This is a genomic window from Vibrio hepatarius (genome assembly GCF_018860525.1).
GTDB classification, from domain to species: domain Bacteria; phylum Pseudomonadota; class Gammaproteobacteria; order Enterobacterales; family Vibrionaceae; genus Vibrio; species Vibrio hepatarius_B.
Window position 1 is genome coordinate 51,981 of sequence record NZ_JAHKPM010000008.1, and the last position, 16,568, is coordinate 68,548.

Genomic DNA, 16,568 nt, shown 5'->3' on the forward strand with positions numbered 1-16,568 from the left:
CTTTTTGTATGTTAATTACTGTCCATCGGTGATAAGTTTACCGATAGAGCAAAGCTTCATTTATACGCTGAAAGTGTTTCAAGATCGACCACTCAACGCACAACTTATTGCGATTTATCATCTATTGATGCTTTTTAAACCAACAAAGGCCTAAAACAGCAGCAATACAAAATTTGGCGCTGATTATAGCCTTAATCAGGGTGATTCGGCAAAACTCTCATCCACTAGTACTTAAAATGGTAAATATGAAAGCTCTTCCAATCAGACTCGGACTCACTATGTGGTCTCACAGTAATTGGCAGCAAACTTTTTACGGTAGCGGCACAAAACCCAATGAAAGATTAGAAAAATATGCCAGTGTTTTTCACACCGTTGAGGGAAACACAACCTTTTATGCAACACCAAGTGCCGCTACAGTTAACAATTGGCGCATTTCGACACATGATGAGTTTCGCTTTACGTTTAAACTACCCAAAAGTATCACGCATCAGCATATGTTGCGTGGTTGCCAAACTGAGTTGAACAGCTTTATGTCAATCATGGCGCCTTTACACGGACGTATCGGTCAATGGACAATTCAGTTACCAGCAACTTTCGGCCCTGAACACATAGAACAGCTTAAAAGGTTTTGCGCTCTTTTCCCTGCGGATTTTCCAATCGGAATAGAAGTCCGCCACCCCGCTTTTTTCTCCAAAGGTGCCCCAGAACGTGAACTTAATGCTTGGCTTATGGACCAACAATACAATCGAATCATAATGGATAGTCGACCTATCTTTTCAGCCAAACCCGATAATGATGCAATTATTGATGCCCAGCAAAAAAAACCTAAATTACCAGTTCATGCCATTGCAACCGCCAATAATCCAATGATCCGATTCATCGGTCACCCACAACAGGAGAAAAACTATGACTTTTTCACTCCTTGGATAACTAAGGTGGCTGAATGGGTTAAGCAGGGTAAACAGCCTTATTTAATGATTCACACTGCCGACAACAACATAGCGCCGGAACTTGCATCAAATCTATATCAACAATTGAAATCGCGAATAACTTTACCTGACCTAAATCCCTTTCCAATTTCAAAAGGTAATACACAGATACCGATGTTTTAAGTCGGCAGTTACCCCCTCAAACAATATGGCTGAGTTAATAAATGCATTTTTTTCCATTTAGAGTGGTTGAATACTCGAGCCAATTTAGCCCATGTGTTCAATACATGACAGATGCGTAAAATTCACATAAAATATGCTGTTTTTTGATTCTGCAGGACTAGAAGGCGTAACTGCCTTGCGTTGAGAGAACCCGATATGAACCCAAAGAGTAACCCTGATACTATTTTTTCGGCCCCCATCGATAAAATTGGTGACTTCACGTTCGATGAACGTGTAGCAGAAGTCTTCCCTGATATGATTCAGCGTTCTGTGCCAGGTTATAGCAATATTATCTCAGCAATCGGTATGCTGGCTAAACGGTTTGTACAACCTCACTCAAAAATCTATGATTTGGGCTGCTCTCTTGGTGCCGCCACACTTTCAATGCGTCGGCATATCAATCAAGAAGGGTGTCAAATTATTGCTGTGGATAATTCTTCCGCTATGGTGGAACGCTGCAAACTCCATATTAACGCCTACCGCAGTAATACTCCTGTTGAGATTGTCGAAGCCGACATTCGTGATATTGATATTGACGATGCTTCCATTGTTGTTCTTAATTTCACACTTCAATTTCTTTCGTCACAAGATCGCTATTCACTTTTGGAAAAAATCTATCACGGTTTACGTCCTGGCGGAATACTGATAATTTCAGAGAAATTTATCTTTGAAGATACCGTAGCCAATGAACTGCTTGTAGACTTACATCATGATTTCAAACGTGCAAACGGTTACAGTGAACTCGAAATTAGCCAAAAACGCAACGCGATTGAAAATGTGATGTGTCCAGATTCAAAGAAAACACATAAAGAACGTTTTGCCCAAATTGGTTTTAGCAGTTTCGATGTTTGGTTCCAGTGCTTCAACTTTGGTTCTATGTTTGCAATCAAGTAACCCAAACGCCTTGTACATTTTATGTCCAAAACTAATACTCAACTCCAAAATCAGTGAAAATATGTTTAATTTCGCCAACTTTTATAAACTCATTGCAGCCGATACACGCCTTCAGCCTTGGCTTAATGTTTTACCTCAGCAACTCACCGATTGGCAAAATGCAGAACATGGAGACTTTGGCCGCTGGCTTAAAGCACTCAATAAAATTTTGCCAGGAACTCCTGATAACATTGACCTCAAAAATTCAGTATCCCTATCTAACGATAACCCAATGGCTCTTGGTGAACTCAAAAAATTAGAAAACCTTTTACGTACTTTCCACCCATGGCGTAAAGGTCCATATCACTTGCATGGCATCCATATTGATACAGAATGGAGAAGTGACTGGAAATGGGACCGTGTTCTACCCCATATTTCGCCCCTGAAAAATCGTAGTGTGCTCGATGTAGGCTGTGGTAATGGCTATCATATGTGGCGAATGCTAGGCGAAGGTGCTCGTCTTTGTGTCGGCATCGACCCATCTCATCTATTTCTCATCCAATTTGAAGCAGTACGTAAGCTCATGGGGGATCCTCAAAGAGCACACCTTTTGCCGCTTGGAATTGAGCAACTGCCTAAATTAGAAGCATTCGATACTGTATTCAGTATGGGAGTCTTATACCATCGTTGTTCACCGATTGATCACCTAATCCAATTGAGGGATCAGTTAGTTCCTGGCGGCGAATTAGTGCTAGAAACGCTTGTTATTGAAGGTGATGAAACCTCAGTACTTGTTCCAGTAGATCGCTATGCTCAAATGCGAAATGTGTACTTCTTCCCCTCAGCGAAAGCACTTAAAGTCTGGCTCGAACAAGTGGGCTTTGAGAATGTAATTATTGCTGAAGAAAATACCACAACAACAGACGAACAACGCACCACTGAATGGATGACACACAATTCATTGCAAGATTATCTCGATCCAACAGACTCAACAAAGACAATAGAAGGTCACCCCGCTCCTCGTCGTGCTACTCTTGTTGCAAAAAAACCGTATTAAGACAATTTTTGACAGACTCCTAACCTTTTGAGTCTGTCTTACCCTTAATCTGAACACCAAAAAGATTTATAATTCTCGAATGAATATTTGACTTTTTATATAAGAAGATAGAACAACTGGCAGCAGTGCAACTAGTCCCGTTCATTTATACCAATGAACGACAGCTGTTCTAGCTTCTATTAGCACACTTTAATCTATTATTGGGATTTTCAATGTTTACCAAACTGGCTCCGGTCATTGCAATAACCCTAGTTTCCGGCTGTACTCTCACTAACAGCGAGCAATATCACAAAGAAACACTTGCTGCTATCCAAACTTCTGAAACCAACTCAGCGCAAAGGTTCGACCGAATAGAAGTGCAGATGGCAGATAAAGATGTCCAAATTACCAATCTAAATACCAAAATCGACTCACTAAATGCTGAGTTACGTAGATTGAGACAACAGGCCATAAGTCAAATGGGCAAGCCACGTCAAGAAGTGAATAAATCTATTTCCATTAAAACTTCTTCCTCACTTTCAGAGGCACTAAAACTCGGTGAAATTGAAAAAATCACCATCAACTCGGTAGAGCAGAAATTTGATGCGCGCATAGATACAGGTGAAGAAACCTCATCACTTAACGCTGTTGATATTGAAGAGTTTGAACGAAATGGTAAAAACTGGATACGCTTTCATCTATCCGATGGTACGGCCTCATCAGACAAAACGAATTGGATTGAGGCTCCTATTGTTCGCTTTAAGAAAATACGCCAATCTACAAATAGCCAGATTGAACGGCGTCCGGTAGTGGAATTATGGGTTAGATTGGGCAAGATTCACGAAAAGACACAGTTTACTTTGGCAGATCGCTCCCAAATGATCCATCCTGTGTTACTAGGTCGGGATTTCATCCGTGACATTGCAGTGGTGGATGTAAGTAAAAAATACATTCAAACGGAAATTGAACAAAAATAATAAGGTAGTTTATGACGTCTAAAGTCCCCTTTTACATATCTGTCGCACTACTCATAATTGCAGGTCTTGCTCTAAGCATGTTCCGTCACCAGACATACGGTGTTCCTTGGACCCCTGGTGAAACTCGGCAAATATGGGATATAGAAGCTCGTATTGAATTTAACGCTCAAGCTAAACCCGCTAAGGCTTCTTTCGCAGTTCCTCACACACAAAATGGCTTTACACTAATTAATGAATCATCTTCATCATCAGGTTATGGAGTATCGTATATTAATTCTGAATCAGGCCGCAGAGCAGAATGGTCTATTCGACAAGCTGAAGGTGCCCAGACTATATACTATAAGGCTCAATTTCTTGTTGATCCCCAAGCAAAAGTGAAGCCACAACCACCAACCAAGAAAATTATCGCTCCAACCTTTGATGGCCCAACAGAAGCAGCGGCTATATCTATCATTGAACGAGCCAACAAAAGCTCAGCAGACGATGTGACTTTCACTCGAGAGCTTATCAAAATACTCAACGATTCTGACAGCCAAAATGCAGGTCTTCTACTAAACAAAATGTCCAAGGTATCGGCTGTTGACAAAGTCCTTGCCTATTCAAAAATCCCTAGTAAAGTCGTAGGCGTCATCGAATTAGAAGATGGTAGACGACGTCAAACAATCGATTTGATGAACCAAGTTTGGGATGGAAAACACTGGGTACTGTTTAACCCTAAGAATGCCGCCCAATCCATAGATAAGAACATCTTAATTTGGGATGAATCAAACGTATCGCTCCTCGATATCGTCGGCGGACAAAATAGCCAAGTACATTTTTCCATGATTGCTCAAGATGTCTCACCTAAACAGGCTACTATAGATAAAGTCGAAGCAGATGGATTACTCAATTTTTCCATTCATAGCCTTCCTCTGGAAGAGCAAGCTATGTTTAAGACCATTATGCTTATTCCAATTGGAGCACTCATTGTCGTATTCTTAAGAGTAATCATTGGTCTTAAAACTTCCGGTACCTTTATGCCAATCTTGATTGCAGTTGCCTTTGTACAAACTCAATTACTCACGGGGATAGTGGGTTTTCTGCTAATCGTAGGAACAGGATTAATTATCCGAAGTTACTTGTCTAGGCTCAACTTACTACTCGTCGCCAGAATATCTGCTGTTATTATCACTGTTATTATGATTATTTCCTTGTTTACGGTGGTTGCATTTAAGATTGGTTTAACAGAAGGTCTTTCTATTACTTTCTTCCCTATGATCATTTTGTCATGGACGATTGAGCGTATGTCGATTTTATGGGAAGAAGAAGGGGCTAAAGAAGTCGTTCTTCAAGGCGGTGGCTCCCTAGCGACAGCAACACTTGTGTATCTCGTCATGACAAACTCCTATATTCAGCATCTAACTTTTAATTTTATTGGTCTGCAGCTGATAGTGTTAGCTTGTATTTTATTACTTGGTACATACACAGGTTATCGCTTAACCGAGTTAAGACGTTTCAAACCATTAGCAGAGGACTAAGCTATGTTTTCACGTTTAACCTCACAGTTTACGTCGCCAAATAAGCTTCGTCATAACGGCATTATGGGCATGAACCAGCGTAACCACAGCTACATTGGTCGCTATAATGATCGATCTAAATATCCTTTAGTGGACGATAAACTTAAAACGAAGATCATCGCACAGCAACATGGTGCAACAACACCAGAGCTAATCGGTGTCATTAGCCATCAAGCAGAAGTTAAGAACATCCATAATATGGTTAAGGACTGGCCTGGCTTTGTTATCAAGCCAGCTCAAGGAAGTGGAGGTAAAGGTATATTGGTTGTTACCTCACACCAAAATGGCGTTTACACAAAGCCTTCGGGCGCAACGACCAGTAAGGAAGATGTAGAAAGACACATCAGTAATGCACTAGCAGGCCTATTTTCACTAGGTGGTAAAAATGATGTTGCTGTTGTCGAAAACTTAATTAAATTCGATGACTGCTTCAGTGGTTTTAGCTATGAAGGTGTGCCAGATGTTCGGATTATCGTCTTTAAAGGCTACCCTGTCATGGCTATGATGCGATGCTCTACAGCTGCATCAGACGGCAAAGCAAACCTTCACCAAGGGGCTGTTGGTGTGGGTATTGATATTGCGACAGGCCAAGCTATTAGAGCGGTTCAGTTTGATCAACCTATCACCCATCATCCAGATACCAACAAAGAGTTATCAACCCTACAAGTTCCACATTGGGAACGCTTGTTGACATTGGCATCTAGTGCTTGGGAGATGACTGGGCTTGGCTACATGGGTACAGATATGGTGCTTGATAAAGAAGAAGGGCCGATGGTACTCGAACTAAATGCTAGGCCAGGACTTGCCATTCAAATCGCAAATGGGGCGGGGTTATTACCACGCTTACATCACATTGAAAATCTGGGTACTCCAAGAGTCTACCCAGATGCCCAAGAACGAGTAGCTTATGCTGCCAAACAATTTGGCTCAGCAGCACAGTTCTAAATTCCCTAGCAACAATAAACTATCAAAAAAGCTGCTTCGAGAGCAGCTTTTTTATTGGACAATACTCGTTACTCACTAAGTTCCTCTACTTCCTTGCCTACGAGCTCTGGCTGACCAAAACCGCGTAAACCAACAACATGTACATGTTCGTGATCCTTAAATACTTTACGAACAAGTTTATATGTCGTCCCTTTCTCAGGGCTAATATTCTCTGGCGCAGCAATTAGTAATTGCATATCTAAGCGGTCACATAACTCAAACAAAGTTGAAATTGACTTAGCATCCAAGCGTGCTGCCTCGTCCAAGAATAAAAGGCGACATGGAACAATATCTTTACTTCGTAAGCGTCTTGATTCTTCTTCCCAACTCTGAACAACCATTAGCAATATAGATTGACCTGTACCTATTGCTTCACCTGTAGACAAGGCGCCCGATTCAGCCTGTAGCCACCCATCAGAACCGCGGCAAACCTCAACACTTAATTCTAGATAGTTACGGTAATCCAGTAATTCCTCACCCAATACTTGAGGGCTTCGTTGCCCCATATCAATATGTGGATTGACCCGCTGGAACAGTTTCGCCATCGCTTCAGAAAACGTATGACGTGTCGTTTCAAATAGGTCTTTGTGCTGATCTTGTTGTGACGCTAACCCCTTGAGTAAAACCTCATGACTTTCACGGATCTTTACATTCAGGCGGACACCTTTAACTTGACCGAAAGCGATATTTGATAACCCTTGATTAAGCATCCGAATTCGGTTTTGTTCGCGCTGAATCGTTTTCTTAATTATGCTCGCTACCGATTCCGAGCTGATAGCCAGACGGTTTTCTCGCTGGGTCAATTCTTCAGTTAATCTAGCTAACTCGACTTCCATTTCTTCAATGGCTTCAACAGGATCATCGGTACGGATGATATCTTGGCGAATTCGCTCTCTCAGGTGTTGGTATACCGCTATATAGAAGAGGACTTTTCGCTCGGGACGTGCGTTATCTTCGGACAAACGAAGCGCATCCCGAAGAGCATCATTATCCGAAACAGCAAGGCGTAAAGCACCGAGTGATTTATCTGACATCGAACGTAATTCATCCGCTGACAAATAGGCTAATTCACGTTTATGCAATCGACGTTCAACATCATTTTGCCGTGCTAAACGTAATACTGAGCACCAACCCGACTTAGCCGCAACAACAAAGGTACGAAACTCAATATAGTCCTTCTGGACCTTCTTGAGGCGTTTCACCACACCTTTCATTTCCAGTTCAGTCGACGTTATAGTACGTTCATATTCACTCTTGCGACCGCGAGATGTATGCAGACGCTCTTGCAGTTCTTGTCGACGACGTATTGCGCGTTCCTGAGCCCCCTCATCAGCGTTAACGCCAAACTCTTGAAGTTCTTGCTTAAACTCCTGAACTGTTTCCTGTTTAGCTTGATGAGCACTTTTTAGCGAAGCCAATACTTGATTGTACTGATTCATCTGGCCCTGAGATTGCTTTAATTCATTACGAGATCGCGAGCGTAGCCTCTCTGCCTCAACAAGCTTAGCTTTAAGTTGATCATTTAATTCGCTGCTTCTATCGAGTAATTCAATCGAATCTGAATACGCAAAATAGTGCCTGCGCTCAACAAGATCGGATAACGCAAATATGTGTTTTTTCAATTCTTGCAGTTGAGAATCAGCAGCGAGGTAGTCCGCTTCAAGAGCATCAAATTGTTCAGGGTCAACTTCAAGAGCAGATACCATTTTTTCCAAGTCAGCAATTGGCTTTGCGTGACTGCTTAAGAAAGCTTTTGCCTCTGATAATTGAGATATTTTGTTCTCTAATTCTTCAAAACGCGAAGTCAGAGATTCATCTTCAATTAACATCATGACTGGCGACAGTTTATCAAGTAAGGTCAATGATTGTTTACTGGATATTAACTGCGATCTGTATTGCTGTTCTTTAGAATTTAAGTCTGCTAAATCACGCGTGATTTGGTTACGTTTATCGCGGGCTAACATTAGGGTTTGTTCTGGATCAGCCTCAAAGGCAACCTGAATATGCTTTGCCACAAAGTTATTGAACGCTTGATAGAGACGCTGAAGTTTTTGCGAATCAAACGCAGCTTTTGCATGTTGTTCAACGACGTTTTCACGCTCATCACGCAGTGACTCCAGACGCTGTTCACGAGCGGCTCGACCGAATAGAGGTATCTCTGGAAAGCGCGAGTAACGCATCTGGCGAGCATTCATGCGAACACAAACAGCTCCTTGTAACTCTTCCACATCAAAAGAACTATCATCAAAGGCATCAATATCGCCCTCAATAATGTAAAGATCTTCGGGGCAGTCGTCCAACTCGACAAGTTTTTCTTCAATACCCGAGAGATCAGACACAACTATTGCTTGTCGAGATGGACCATACATAGCACTAAAATAGGGGGCGTCATTAATCGTGATATCATCATAAATTTCAGATAGCAAAACACCACCTAACGTGTCAGCTAAACCTTTGAGACGAGGATCATTTGAGCCGCCGGGTGATACTAGTCGCTCTATTTCATTTTCTAGTTGAGAACGACGATCAGCTAGCTTTTCTTTTGCTAGTGACTGTTGCTTTTCCTGCTCAAGAACCACTTGCATATGAGACATGACAGCTTGACTATTATACAACTCAACAGCACTTTGCTCTGCCAAAATTTCTAATGCGTCATGCGCAGCAATCCATGATGGGGCAATACTCTCAAGTTTTTTAATCTCAACAGAAATATCCTGCTCAGCTCGGCGTTGCTCACTGCGCAACTCACGTACCGCATCCTGATCAACTTCAAGTGACTCTACTTGCGTCTGGTGTCTTTCTCGTTCCTGTTCGAGTGTAAGTTCATCAGTTAAATGAACATGATGCTCTTTCTGATAGCTATCAACCCATTCTTGTGCTTGTTTCTGTTGGCTTAGGCGACGTTCCAAATCTCGATGCTGCGAATACCATTGATTCTCATTATTGACAACTTGTTCAGAATTTCGAGCCTGAGTAACCAATTTTTTGGCAATTTCAGCAGCTTCACTGCGCTTTATATTAGAGCCTGTAATATTGCTAACAAGCTGCAGCGCTAGTTCAAATTGTTCTGCAGCGGCGGAGGACATGTCTAACTGATGCTTAACAGCCAACAAAGACACAGTACTCTCTGACTCTTTAGCTTTTAGTTGGTGTACCAAAACATGAGCACTTTCAGCCGTCAAGCTATCATCACCCAGTAACGTTTTAGCTTTATTTAATGCTTGAACCGCTTGCTGGTATTGGAGTGCCCTTGTTTGTTGAACATCCAATGCTTGCTGGTAGTCAGCCAGTTGACTCTGGAGGCTATCAACTTCTGCTTCTGCAACCAATGCTTGCTCTTCGAGACCCAGAACGTGTTCTTGCAGTTCTTCAACAACCATCACTTGCTCTTCAAGACGTTCATTAAGCTCTGCCAGATCTGCTTGGTATCGCTCAATTTTTTCTTGCTGGCGAAGAGCATTTTGTACAAGTTGAAGATGATCGCAAGCGGCTTGGTGATCTTGCTCTAAATCAGATTCCGTTTCCACTAGAAGTTCAAGCTCTTGCTGAACTCTATTTAGTAAATCATTTTGTTCGACTATGGTTTGACGAGAACTAAAGAGTTCTGCTCTCAAGGATAGGGTCTGCTCTAGTTTACTTCGACGATCATTTGCATGGCGCATATAATCCGCCGCTACATAATTAGTTGATTCTGTAATCAAATGCTTAAATAAATCACGATCAGTTTGAGTCGTTTTGATCGCCTCCAGCGTCATTCGGTTCTCACGTAATGCAGATTCCATATCTTGGAATGCTTTTTTAACACCACCGTTTTGAGGCAATAAATAGTCACGTAGTGAACGTGTAATGGCACTGGAAATTCCGCCATATAACGACGCTTCAATCAAACGATAAAACTTAGAACGATCTCCGGAGTTACGCAATTTTTTTGGAATAACGCCAAACTCAAACATATGTGCATGGTAGTCAACAATCGAGTTGAATACTTTGAACTGAACACCTTCGTACTCAGCCACATATTGTTTTATCTCATTAATCTGACGAACACGAGCTTGAGTATCGGAAACACTTTCAATCAAGATATCCGTTGGTTTGACGCTAGCAGGCAGCCCTTGAATAACAAAGGGTTTTATATCAACTTTTTTATCTCTACCAGCTACCTGCTGCAACTTAACCGCAAACAACAGGCGCTGGTTGCGTGAGTTAACAACATCTAACACAGCATAACATGCCCCTGGCTGTAATTTACCGTAGAGCCCTTTATCACGCGAGGACTGGCTACTGCCTGCTTCGGTAGTATTTCGAAAGTGAAGTAAAGTTTGATCTGGAATCAAAGCTGTAATGAAAGCAGCCATTGTGGTTGATTTACCGGCACCATTGCCACCGGACAAAGTAGTAACTAAACCATCAATATCAAAGGTTCGGGCAAAAAAACCGTTCCAATTGATCATGGTCAATGATTGATATTTGCCTCTTTCAATCATGCATCACCTTCTTCTAAATTTTCTGATTGAAACACATCTTGATCTTGCTCGGCTACTAATAGACTGACTTGACTCGGTTCTTTAGTATGCACTACCGCTTCTCCGTCACGAATAAGACGTAGCTGAGCTTCACGTATATCATCCCCAATTCGAACATCTGCACCGAAGCGAAAAACAGATTCACTGATACTAAATTTACCAGTTTCACCAATATTAATTATCATACCAAGGCGTCTTAAACGACGTAGAGAGGTGCGTACTTTATCAAACAACTTCTCTTTATCTAAATCGGAGCCTGAAGCTCGATTAGTGACCAACTTCATGAGCTTTTTTTCATCAGATAGTGCCAGTAACTCTTCGTATAACTCTTGATTGGTAAAAATTCCCTCATGCGCTAAACGCTCAGGACTCAAATATAAGAAACACAATACTTTACCGACTAGCATATCGAGTTCAGACAAAACACTTCGATTAATTAGAGATGTAGAACGAGGGCGAAGATAGAAAAAACCTTCAGGTGCTTTAACCAATTCAGTATTGTAACGCTGATAAAACGAAGATAACTCAACTTCAAAATCTGACAATAAAGCATGGTTGTCGAGATCCTCAGTCGAAATATGTCTTCCAGATCGAAGCATACTATCTAGCATTGGAAATAATGGATTTGAAATCGCTTTAGCCAGCTTCTCTGGCAAATAATCATTAGTATCGGTCGATAACATTTGCTTGTACCTTTGCTCCATATTGATTGATAGCATGCCAATCAGGTTGAACCGCCTGATAATCGGATTCTGAGTACCCAAGGCGTACAGCTTGGTCAATAACAATACGAGCTAAATCAAAATGATGGGCTCGTGGGTGCTGGGCTAAGTAATCACGTAACACAACACCAAGATGAATTGGAGTCCCCTGCTCTTTGTGTATTTTAAGCATATTTCTAATACGTTCAGATAAGTCATCGTTTACTTTCTGATACTCCTCATACTCTACCTCCAGAGGTACCTGCCCAGTGACTTCGTCATCACGAAGGACCAAAGCTTCATCCCTTAGATCTATGAGTCTCTCTGTATCGGCATAAGTTAAGTACCAAGGTGATTCATAATAATCTTTAATTGATTGGCGAAGGCGTGTGCTAAACGCTCGATTTTTATCCATATCGATCGCAGTTCGAATAAATTTATGGACATGCCTGTCGTAACCAATCCACAAGTCGATTGCCTGCTGGCCCCAACTTGTAATACGATCTAACTTCATCTGCAAACTAAACAAAGCTTCTTCAATAAAATCCAACGACTCCTGCCCGTATACGATATGTTGAATGTCTAAGATCTGTGTTTGCAACTGGTCACTGGCTGCTTGAAGGGTATCTTGCAGCTCGCGCAAGGTACTAGAAGTCTCAGAAAGTAACGCTTCACAGTTATTAATCGCTTCCCGCCAATCTTTATTCAGTAGTTCAGCGATTTGAGTTTTTACAGATTGCTGCTGCTCATCCATCACTCGCTGGTTAAGATCAATTTGATCAAATATTTCACCGACAGAGTATTTCAATACTCCAAAGACATTTTTCTTCCAGTGGGCTGGAGTACCTCCTTGCTGCGCAGATTCAATGGTTTTCGACATTTCATCTGCCGCCATAGATAACTGGATTGAAAGGCGTAATTTAGAAAACTCTCGATGGCGGATATAATAGTCAGTAATACCCACAGCAAGTGGTGATAGTCTGTAAATACTGGCACCATCGTTAATTTCACTGGTAAAACGACTGATTAGCCTCTGCTTTACCATATCATTAATGGCATTATTGGCTCGAAAATTCGTCGTTTCACTAGTCGCTTCAAAGAGTTGAGTCACAATAGCAAACGCATCATGCAACTCACCTTCACCCAGCTCCCCATCAAATCTTTCATTGCTCAATACTGCTATTGCTATCAAAAAAGATAAGCGCTCAGTAGTTAAGTTTAATGAAAAGTCGTGTTGTTTTACCCACCCAACCAGTTCATCAATTGGCTGCTCAGCAGCGTTGGCAAGTATCTCACCCATTGTTGTTCCTGTTCTTTTTTGCCCATACATGTATGTAGCGACCTAATGAGAGATAGGGTTCCTGACGGCACAACTCTTTTTCAAGAGCCACTACATGTTCTGTTTGATAGTCTCCAATATATTCCCTGTTCCCAATATAATCATTGAAACAGCGAATACCGGCTTTACCACAAATCTCAAAGCCAGACTCCTCTATCCACTGATAAACCTCTTCAGGTTTGAGCCCTTTTTGCGGCTGTAACTTAAATCTCTTCCGGTGAGGCATTCCGGCTAATATGTGAGGAATATTGCCACACACAACGTTCTTATAAACTAGCCCATAGTGGTTATAGAACATGATAGAAGCAGCCCCACCAAGTTTAATTTCATCCAATAAGGCTTGCAATACAAGTTTTGGTTCTGCTAACCATTCCATCACAGCATGGAACATCAAAACATCAACAGGTTCACTAAGGTGCTCTGCAATACTTTGAGCAGGTGAATGAACCAAGCGATACTGCTTAAGCAATCCGTTATTTTCAATATCCTGACGTGCTAGTTGCAACATTTCCGAAGATAGATCACATAAAGTAATTCTATGTCCGAGCTTAGCTAGCTTTTGGGACATTTGTGCTAACCCTCCACCAGCATCAAGCACATGGAGACTTTTCCTGCTACCATTAATGGCAAAGAGTAATTGTTCAAGTTCTTCCCAAACAATCACTTGGCGTATGCCACCTTTATCAGAGTCGTAGATGTTTTTTGCGAATTTGTGGGCGATATCGTCGAAATTGCGATCTTCAGTCACAGTAAGTTGAGTTATCATGTCGAGTCATACTGCTATTCTGTCACATAGAAAGCAGATATAAAGAAAGATTCTCTTAAATTAAAACCAATTGGTGTTTTTTCGGACTATTTAAGTATGTTTGAGCTGAAAAAAATAGTGTCATCACTTTTAATGCCCTTGCCAGCCATGCTGATCATTGGTGTTGTGGGTTTGATGTTTATTATGTTCACAAGAAAACAAAAAACAGGCTGTTTTGTTGTTTTATTCTCCTTTGTAGGCATTTTTCTTATTGCTTTCCAGCCAGTAACCTCGCGCCTTCTACTTCCTCTTGAGCGTCAATATTCCGCCTTCTTTCCTGTAGATGAAACCATAGATTACGTCATGGTTTTAGGCAGTGGCCATGTTGTCGATGATAAAATCCCACCAACATCGGAGCTCAGCCGTACTGGTTTAATGAGACTGTCTGAAGGAATAAGAATCATGAGAATGTATCCAGGTTCTAAATTGATACTATCTGGGTACGCTGGAGGTTCAGATGTGAGTAATGCTCGCATGATGGCAAAAGTGGCGCTAGCTTTAGGGGTCACTAAATCAGATATTATTTTACTAGAAACTGCCAGAGATACCTGGGAAGAAGCTCGACAAGCCGCCGCATTTGTTAAATTGAAAAAACTTGTCGTCGTGACCTCTGCTAGTCACATGAAACGTGCTCTCAACGAGTTCTATTCAGCAGGGCTTAAACCTTATCCAGCACCAACAAATTATTTAGCGCAACATAACGTTGATCAAGCTTGGGCTAAATACTCTCCTAAAGCAGTTTATCTTGAACAGACAGAACGATACTGGCATGAAACACTTGGATTGATTTGGCAATCTCTACGTAATTGGGCTTCAAATAATGATCATAAAGCAGGTACCGCGTCAGAAAATAAAGTGTCGGAAGGTGACGTTTGATATCATTTTAAATTATTAACAATTCTAGTGTTGAGAGAATTTTAAGATAGAAACAGCATTTTTTTGATTTAAAAAATCTCTTTATTAGGTGTAGTTTTTCACTATCTTACTTTCATTACCCACTATCTATCACCACAAGAAAATCAATACATATATGTCGATTTTTCTTTTCATTGAACTAGACTACTCATGCCTTGTGGTAAGTAATTAAGTCTAATTATGTGATAGCGAACTAACTGCAAGTTGGGTTTTTGTTTGCTCTCATATCTTTTGCGATATAAAATCGAGAGCGAAAACGATAAAAACTGACAGAACTAGAGATAAACCGCTGCATAGAGCGGTTTTTGCGTTTCTGATACTTACTGCCAACCTTATACGGCTTTTAAATGACGTTTTGGGCAGTCATCGACAGGACAGAACCATATGGCAACGATTAAAGATGTTGCACGCCTAGCTGGCGTGTCAACAACCACAGTTTCTCACGTGATCAATAAAACTCGCTTTGTCGCAGAAGCGACACAAGAAAAAGTGAAGGAAGCGGTCACTGAGCTAAATTATGCTCCTAGTGCAGTAGCAAGAAGCCTCAAATGCAATAGTACTCGTACTATTGGTATGCTCGTAACTCAATCTACTAACCTTTTCTTTTCCGAAGTAATCGATGGCGTCGAGAGCTACTGTTACCGCCAAGGCTATACGCTCATTTTGTGTAACACAGGTGGCATCTATGAGAAACAACGTGACTATATCCGCATGCTCGCGGAAAAGCGAGTGGATGGTATTTTAGTAATGTGTTCTGACCTAACGGAAGAACTCAGTGAAATGCTAGAACGCCATAAAGATATTCCAAAAGTTATCATGGATTGGGGACCTGAAAGTTCACAAGCAGACAAGATCATTGATAATTCAGAAGAAGGAGGATACTTAGCAACTAAGTATCTTATTGAGCATGGGCATAAAGATATTGCTTGCCTTAGTGGACACTTTGAAAAAGCAGCATGTCAAGAACGCATACAAGGCTACCGACGTGCAATGAAAGAAGCTCATCTTAATATTAACGAAGACTGGATTCTAGAAGGTAACTTTGAGTGCGATACCGCTGTTTTAGCTGCCGATAAGATTGTAGTAATGGACAACAAGCCCACTGCAGTATTTTGCTTCAATGATACTATGGCATTAGGTCTAATGAGCCGACTACAACAAAAAGGTATAAAAATACCTCAAGATATTTCAGTCATCGGTTACGACAACATAGAACTTGCTGAATACTTCTCCCCACCATTGACTACTGTCCACCAACCTAAACGTCGTGTTGGTAAAAACGCGTTTGAAATTCTTTTAGAACGCATTAAAGATAAAGAGCATGAAAAACGGGTTTTCGAAATGCACCCTGAGATTGTCGTTCGAAATACAGTACGCCATTTATAAGAATAACAACAAAACGAGTCCGGCTGATAAGTTAAACTATTAGCCAGACCTATCATTTTAGAACGAAACATTTGAACGAACATCACACTTTTTCAATCATGATGTGATACTTACCTCAAATCTTATTTATTCTTTATATTGTTCGACTAATGCCACGAACAGGGCAAACCATCTCGAAAGAGTGGGACGCAAAGCTTCCGGCCTGAATCAGGAAACTGAAAGGTAGCGGAGTTGCCGATGGGCAAAAATGCAAACAACCATACTGTTTAAAACAAAACATGAGCTGGTGATTTAAAGTATATATAGCCAAACCTATTTGTTC

12 protein-coding genes and 1 riboswitch are annotated in these 16,568 nt (G+C 41.2%); of the genes, 8 read left to right on the forward strand and 4 right to left on the reverse strand.

Annotated elements, in window-relative coordinates:
* The first annotated feature begins 245 nt into the window (after positions 1-245).
* The 6 genes from KO511_RS01615 to KO511_RS01640 all read left to right on the forward strand — a co-directional run bounded on the left by KO511_RS01615 (position 246) and on the right by KO511_RS01640 (position 6,538).
* Entirely contained in the window at positions 246-1,112 is an 867-nt protein-coding gene (locus tag KO511_RS01615; RefSeq protein WP_215985755.1) for a DUF72 domain-containing protein, read from the forward strand.
* A gap of 195 nt (positions 1,113-1,307) precedes the next feature.
* Positions 1,308-2,045 (forward strand): carboxy-S-adenosyl-L-methionine synthase CmoA, encoded by a 738-nt coding sequence (gene cmoA / locus KO511_RS01620; RefSeq protein ID WP_215985756.1) that lies wholly within the window; start codon positions 1,308-1,310, stop codon positions 2,043-2,045.
* A gap of 61 nt (positions 2,046-2,106) precedes the next feature.
* Positions 2,107-3,081 (forward strand): tRNA 5-methoxyuridine(34)/uridine 5-oxyacetic acid(34) synthase CmoB, encoded by a 975-nt coding sequence (gene cmoB / locus KO511_RS01625; RefSeq protein ID WP_215985757.1) that lies wholly within the window; start codon positions 2,107-2,109, stop codon positions 3,079-3,081.
* Positions 3,082-3,293: 212 nt separating this feature from the next.
* On the forward strand, positions 3,294-4,037 hold the full coding sequence (locus KO511_RS01630; protein WP_215985758.1) for an ATP-dependent zinc protease family protein: 744 nt from the start codon (positions 3,294-3,296) through the stop codon (positions 4,035-4,037).
* Positions 4,038-4,048: 11 nt separating this feature from the next.
* Positions 4,049-5,554 carry an inactive transglutaminase family protein gene (locus KO511_RS01635; protein ID WP_215985759.1) on the forward strand — a complete coding sequence of 502 codons (1,506 nt, stop codon included), beginning with the start codon at positions 4,049-4,051 and terminating at the stop codon, positions 5,552-5,554.
* 3 nt (positions 5,555-5,557) lie between these two features.
* Complete coding sequence (locus KO511_RS01640; protein WP_215985760.1) at positions 5,558-6,538, forward strand: alpha-L-glutamate ligase-like protein; 981 nt, start codon at positions 5,558-5,560, stop codon at positions 6,536-6,538.
* Between the two features lie 68 nt (positions 6,539-6,606).
* Here KO511_RS01640 and mukB read toward each other — a convergent pair whose 3' ends face one another.
* From mukB to cmoM, 4 genes are read right to left on the reverse strand one after another with little or no spacing between them, the layout of a single operon-like run.
* A complete protein-coding gene (gene mukB, locus KO511_RS01645; protein ID WP_215985761.1) occupies positions 6,607-11,061 on the reverse strand; it encodes a chromosome partition protein MukB in 4,455 nt (1,484 codons plus the stop codon).
* Positions 11,058-11,783, reverse strand: coding sequence for a chromosome partition protein MukE (gene mukE, locus KO511_RS01650; RefSeq protein WP_215985762.1), 726 nt, complete (start codon positions 11,781-11,783; stop codon positions 11,058-11,060). Before mukE ends, mukB begins: the two co-directional genes overlap by 4 nt.
* A complete protein-coding gene (gene mukF / locus KO511_RS01655; protein WP_215985763.1) occupies positions 11,764-13,101 on the reverse strand; it encodes a chromosome partition protein MukF in 1,338 nt (445 codons plus the stop codon). Before mukF ends, mukE begins: the two co-directional genes overlap by 20 nt.
* Positions 13,094-13,888: a tRNA uridine 5-oxyacetic acid(34) methyltransferase CmoM gene (cmoM, locus tag KO511_RS01660; RefSeq protein WP_354668145.1), complete on the reverse strand. Its 795-nt coding sequence runs from the start codon at positions 13,886-13,888 to the stop codon at positions 13,094-13,096. Before cmoM ends, mukF begins: the two co-directional genes overlap by 8 nt.
* Positions 13,889-14,002: 114 nt before the next feature.
* Between cmoM and elyC the strand changes: the two genes are divergently transcribed.
* Both elyC and purR read left to right on the forward strand, forming a co-directional pair.
* Positions 14,003-14,821 carry an envelope biogenesis factor ElyC gene (gene elyC, locus KO511_RS01665; RefSeq protein WP_215985765.1) on the forward strand — a complete coding sequence of 273 codons (819 nt, stop codon included), beginning with the start codon at positions 14,003-14,005 and terminating at the stop codon, positions 14,819-14,821.
* 423 nt (positions 14,822-15,244) lie between these two features.
* A complete protein-coding gene (gene purR / locus KO511_RS01670; RefSeq protein WP_215985766.1) occupies positions 15,245-16,246 on the forward strand; it encodes an HTH-type transcriptional repressor PurR in 1,002 nt (333 codons plus the stop codon).
* 152 nt (positions 16,247-16,398) lie between these two features.
* Positions 16,399-16,485, forward strand: a riboswitch (cyclic di-GMP riboswitch).
* The last annotated feature ends 83 nt before the right edge of the window (positions 16,486-16,568 follow it).

Coding starts and splice junctions, on each gene's coding strand:
- KO511_RS01635 (WP_215985759.1), top strand. CDS start 4,049: ATGACGTCTAAAGTCCCCTTTTACATATCTGTCGCACTACTCATAATT.
- KO511_RS01615 (WP_215985755.1), top strand. CDS start 246: ATGAAAGCTCTTCCAATCAGACTCGGACTCACTATGTGGTCTCACAGT.
- mukB (WP_215985761.1), bottom strand. CDS start 11,061: ATGATTGAAAGAGGCAAATATCAATCATTGACCATGATCAATTGGAAC.
- KO511_RS01640 (WP_215985760.1), top strand. CDS start 5,558: ATGTTTTCACGTTTAACCTCACAGTTTACGTCGCCAAATAAGCTTCGT.
- cmoB (WP_215985757.1), top strand. CDS start 2,107: ATGTTTAATTTCGCCAACTTTTATAAACTCATTGCAGCCGATACACGC.
- elyC (WP_215985765.1), top strand. CDS start 14,003: ATGTTTGAGCTGAAAAAAATAGTGTCATCACTTTTAATGCCCTTGCCA.
- mukF (WP_215985763.1), bottom strand. CDS start 13,101: ATGGGTGAGATACTTGCCAACGCTGCTGAGCAGCCAATTGATGAACTG.
- cmoA (WP_215985756.1), top strand. CDS start 1,308: ATGAACCCAAAGAGTAACCCTGATACTATTTTTTCGGCCCCCATCGAT.
- purR (WP_215985766.1), top strand. CDS start 15,245: ATGGCAACGATTAAAGATGTTGCACGCCTAGCTGGCGTGTCAACAACC.
- mukE (WP_215985762.1), bottom strand. CDS start 11,783: ATGTTATCGACCGATACTAATGATTATTTGCCAGAGAAGCTGGCTAAA.
- KO511_RS01630 (WP_215985758.1), top strand. CDS start 3,294: ATGTTTACCAAACTGGCTCCGGTCATTGCAATAACCCTAGTTTCCGGC.